This is a genomic window from Herbaspirillum lusitanum P6-12, assembly GCF_000256565.1.
Classification (GTDB): Bacteria; Pseudomonadota; Gammaproteobacteria; order Burkholderiales; family Burkholderiaceae_D; genus Herbaspirillum; species Herbaspirillum lusitanum.
The window spans coordinates 1-3,590 of the sequence record NZ_AJHH01000724.1; the positions used below are offsets into that span (position 1 = coordinate 1).

The window sequence follows — 3,590 nt, forward strand, 5'->3', positions numbered from 1 at the left end:
CCGATGACGATGATGTCGGCGGCATTGACTTCGGCGATCAGCTCTTCGGAGACCTTGACCAGTGCTTGCTGTTCGGCGCTGCGCTTGTCGGCAGGCGTAAAGAACGCGCCCAGTTTTTGCTCGTCCAGATGCGGGATCGGGTTGGCGGCGACGTCGCGTTCGACGACCACGCTGCCTGGTTGGGATGCCTGCAGCTTGGCGACGAATTCGCCGGCGACCTGGCGCGAGATCGAACCGCTGCTGCGGGCGCTGCTATTGATGAACAGAATGTTTGCCATGATGTTTTCCTTGTGGATGGTGTAGGTAGCGGGTGACGCGATGCGCTGCAGGACTGCAGCGCATCGGTGTTTCGGCGTTTTTAGTAAGGCAGATCGAACAGCAGGAATTCCGCTGCTTCGGCTTTTTCAAACGTGATCAGGCTTTCTGCGCTGATCTTCAGTGCGTCGCCGCCCGACAACTGGGTGCCGTTGACGGTCAGCCGGCCGCGGATCAGATGGACGTAGCCGAGGCGCTTGGCGCCGAGCGCATGTTCCAGCTTGGCGTCGCCGTTCAGGATCGAGGCGAAGATCGATGCATCCTGATGGATCAGCACCGAGTTATCGCGACCGTCGGACGAAGCGATCAGGCGCAGCTGGCCCTGCTTTTGCTCCGGCGTGAAGTTCTTTTCCTCGTAGCTGGGCGGGATGCCTTTCACGTTCGGCTGGATCCAGATCTGCAGGAAATGCACCGGCTCGGTCTTGGAGTGGTTGAACTCGCTGTGACGCACGCCGCTGCCGGCGCTCATGCGCTGGACGTCGCCGTAATGCAGCACCGAACCTGTGCCCATGCTGTCCTTGTGCTCCAGTGCACCGTCGAGGACATAGGAGATGATTTCCATGTCGCTGTGACCGTGCGTGCCGAAACCCATGCCGGGTGTGACGCGGTCTTCATTGATCACTTGCAGCGGACCGAAGCCCAGTTGTTGCGGATCGTAGTAATGACCGAACGAGAATGTATGGTGTGAATTCAACCAACCGTGATCGGCGACACCGCGTTCGTTGCTTTTGCGAATTTGAAGCATGTTTTTCTCCGTCGGTTAGTGCAGGCAAGGGCGTTTTCCACCTTGGAAAACTGCCTTCTTGTTTGCGTGTTCAAGTGGACAGAACGGAGTATGCGCGGGGCAATATAAGTTACTGATAAATAACGATTTATTTGTATTTGTTGATTTGTTTTACAACCGTTTTTTGATGATTTTTAACGATCATTTTCAATAAATATCGAAAATTCGCTATCCCCCGGGGGGGCTATACGAAAGCCGTACGGATCGGCGTGCCTTCGCGCAAGGTCTTGGTGACCGGCGTCTTCTCGCAGATTTCGGCGAGGCGCGTGAGCTGTTCCGGTGTCAGCGTATTGCCGAAGGTGACGGTGCGCTCGATGTTCTCCAGCCCGCAGTCGTCGCGCGAAAAACGCGCATCGATATGGATGGTGCCGAGGTCCCAGCCCTTGCGATCGGCATACATGCGCAAGGTCAGCGAGGTGCACGCGGCCAGCGCGGCCAGCAGCAATTCGTAAGGCGCCGCACCGGTGTCGCTGCCGCCGTTGCCGGCGGGTTCATCCGCTTGCAGCTGATGGGTGCGGGCGCGGATGCGTTGCGCGTAGCCGGCGTCGTTGTGCAGATGGATGGTGGCCATGATGCGAACTCCTTCAATGCGGACGGGATGCGTGATTGTTGCACATTCCGTTTTCGGTTTTTGAGGTTTTCATGGGCGTAAAAAAAGCCTGCGCGCGGCAGGCTTTCTCCAAGCGCGAAAACCGAGTTTGCTTATGCGAAATTCTTCGCTGCGAAATCCCAGTTCACGATGCCCCAGAATGCTTCGGCGTACTTCGCGCGTGCATTGCGGTAGTCGATGTAGTAAGCGTGTTCCCAGACGTCCATGGTCAGCAGCGCCTTGCTGTCGGTGGTCAGCGGTGTGCCGGCGCCGGTGGTGTTGACGATGTCCAGTGTGCCGTCGGCTTTCTTGACCAGCCATGTCCAGCCGGAACCGAAGTTGGCCAGGCCTTGCTTGGTGAACTCGGCCTTGAAGGCGTCGAAGCTACCCCACTTGGCGTTGATGGCGTCAGCCAGTGCACCGCTTGGAGCGCCGGCGCCCTTTGGGGTCAGGCCGTTCCAGTAGAAAGTGTGGTTCCAGATTTGCGCTGCGTTGTTGAACACGCCGCCGGAGGACTTCTTGATGATCTCTTCGAGGGAGAGGTTTTCGAATTCTGTACCTGGGATCAGGTTGTTCAGATTGGTGACATAGGTCTGATGATGTTTGCCGTAGTGGTACTCGAGCGTTTCTTTTGAAATGGTTGGCGCCAGTGCGTCCAGTTCATAAGGCAGTGCCGGGAGGGTATGTGCCATGGTGAATCCTTTCGGGTATCGGTGATTGAAACGAATTTTTATTCTGAGTCTGTGATTCTAAAGCGGATAGCGATTCTTTGCACTCTCGCGACAGGCTTTTGCGGGTGTTCGACGGCTCAAGTTGATGTAGGAAATTCAGGCATCGCGGATAGCAATCGGGATGATTCTCAATACGCCTTGAGTTCCGTGTCAGTCCAGCGTCGGCTGTACGCTGGCGATGCCGACCTCGGCGCTGCCGTCGGCCAGTCGCAGCGTGACGTTGCTGCGCGGTTTCAGTTCGGATGGCGCGCGCAGGACCTTGCCTTTGGCGTCGGTGACGATGGCGTAGCCGCGTTCGAGCGTGCGCTGCGGATTGAGCAATTCAAGCTGGGACGACTGCGCCGCCAGCGTCTGCCGCTGCCGTTGCACCAGCAGCGCGACGGCGTTGCCGATCCGGCGTTGATGACCGCCCACCAGCAGGCGCGCAGCACGGGTATCGGGCAGGCGATTTTGCAGGCGTGTCTGCAGGTGCTGCAACTGATAGCGGGCACGCGTGACCGGCGTGCGCGTGGCGTGTTCTAGGCGCGCCTGCAGCGCACGCAGCTTGACGCGTTCGTGCGCGATGTAAGAAGCAGGGCTGACCAGCCGGCGCGACATCCAGTCGACGGTCTGGCCCTGTTCGGCAAGGCGGCGCCTGAGTGCGCGCGTGAGATCGGCGGCATGATTCTGCAACTGGGCCTGCCACTCGGCACGCGGCGTCGCGCACAACTCGGCGGCGGCGGTCGGGGTCGGCGCGCGCAGGTCGGCGGCGAAATCGGCGATCGTGAAGTCGGTCTCATGGCCGACGCCGGAAATCACCGGCATCGGGCACGCCGCAATCGCGCGCGCCACGGCTTCATCGTTGAAGGCCCACAGATCTTCCATGCTGCCGCCGCCGCGACCGACCAGCAGCACGTCGCATTCGGCGCGCTGGGATGCAGTCTGGATGGCGCGCGCAATCTTCGCGCCGGCGCGCACCAATAATACACGGCGGCGCAGCGCGGTCAGGATGTCGTGCAGCGCCGCGGCTTGCGGACTGGTGACGATGCCGACGCAGCGCGGGAAGACGGGCAGGGGACGTTTGCGGTCGGGATGGAACAGGCCTTCGTTCTCGAGCTTTTCCTTGAGGCGCAGGAAGGCTTCATACAGATTGCCGACGCCGGCAGGCTTTCTCCAAGCGCGAAAACCGAGT

5 protein-coding genes are annotated in these 3,590 nt (G+C 59.8%); all 5 read right to left on the reverse strand.

All coding sequences use genetic code 11. The features are described 5' to 3' along the window. A partial coding sequence (locus HLUSI_RS0123480) for an NAD(P)H-dependent oxidoreductase (protein ID WP_016836264.1) occupies nucleotides 1-278 on the reverse strand: 278 nt, incomplete at its 3' end. Between the two features lie 80 nt (nucleotides 279-358). After that, complete coding sequence (locus HLUSI_RS0123485) at nucleotides 359-1,060, reverse strand: pirin family protein (protein ID WP_016836265.1); 702 nt, start codon at nucleotides 1,058-1,060, stop codon at nucleotides 359-361. A gap of 223 nt (nucleotides 1,061-1,283) precedes the next feature. After that, nucleotides 1,284-1,670, reverse strand: a complete 387-nt coding sequence (locus HLUSI_RS0123490; RefSeq protein WP_016833984.1) for an OsmC family protein — start codon at nucleotides 1,668-1,670, stop codon at nucleotides 1,284-1,286. A gap of 131 nt (nucleotides 1,671-1,801) precedes the next feature. Then, the gene (gene sodB, locus HLUSI_RS0123495; protein ID WP_016836266.1) at nucleotides 1,802-2,380 is read right to left on the reverse strand and encodes a superoxide dismutase [Fe]; all 579 of its coding nucleotides are present in this window, start codon (nucleotides 2,378-2,380) and stop codon (nucleotides 1,802-1,804) included. 189 nt (nucleotides 2,381-2,569) lie between these two features. Further along, nucleotides 2,570-3,590 (reverse strand): exodeoxyribonuclease VII large subunit (gene xseA / locus HLUSI_RS0123500; RefSeq protein WP_016836267.1); only part of this gene is annotated, 1,021 nt, incomplete at its 5' end.

Excerpts from the sequence above, each read along its gene's own strand:
- sodB (WP_016836266.1), bottom strand. The coding sequence starts at position 2,380 with ATGGCACATACCCTCCCGGCACTGCCTTATGAACTGGACGCACTGGCG.
- HLUSI_RS0123490 (WP_016833984.1), bottom strand. The coding sequence starts at position 1,670 with ATGGCCACCATCCATCTGCACAACGACGCCGGCTACGCGCAACGCATC.
- HLUSI_RS0123485 (WP_016836265.1), bottom strand. The coding sequence starts at position 1,060 with ATGCTTCAAATTCGCAAAAGCAACGAACGCGGTGTCGCCGATCACGGT.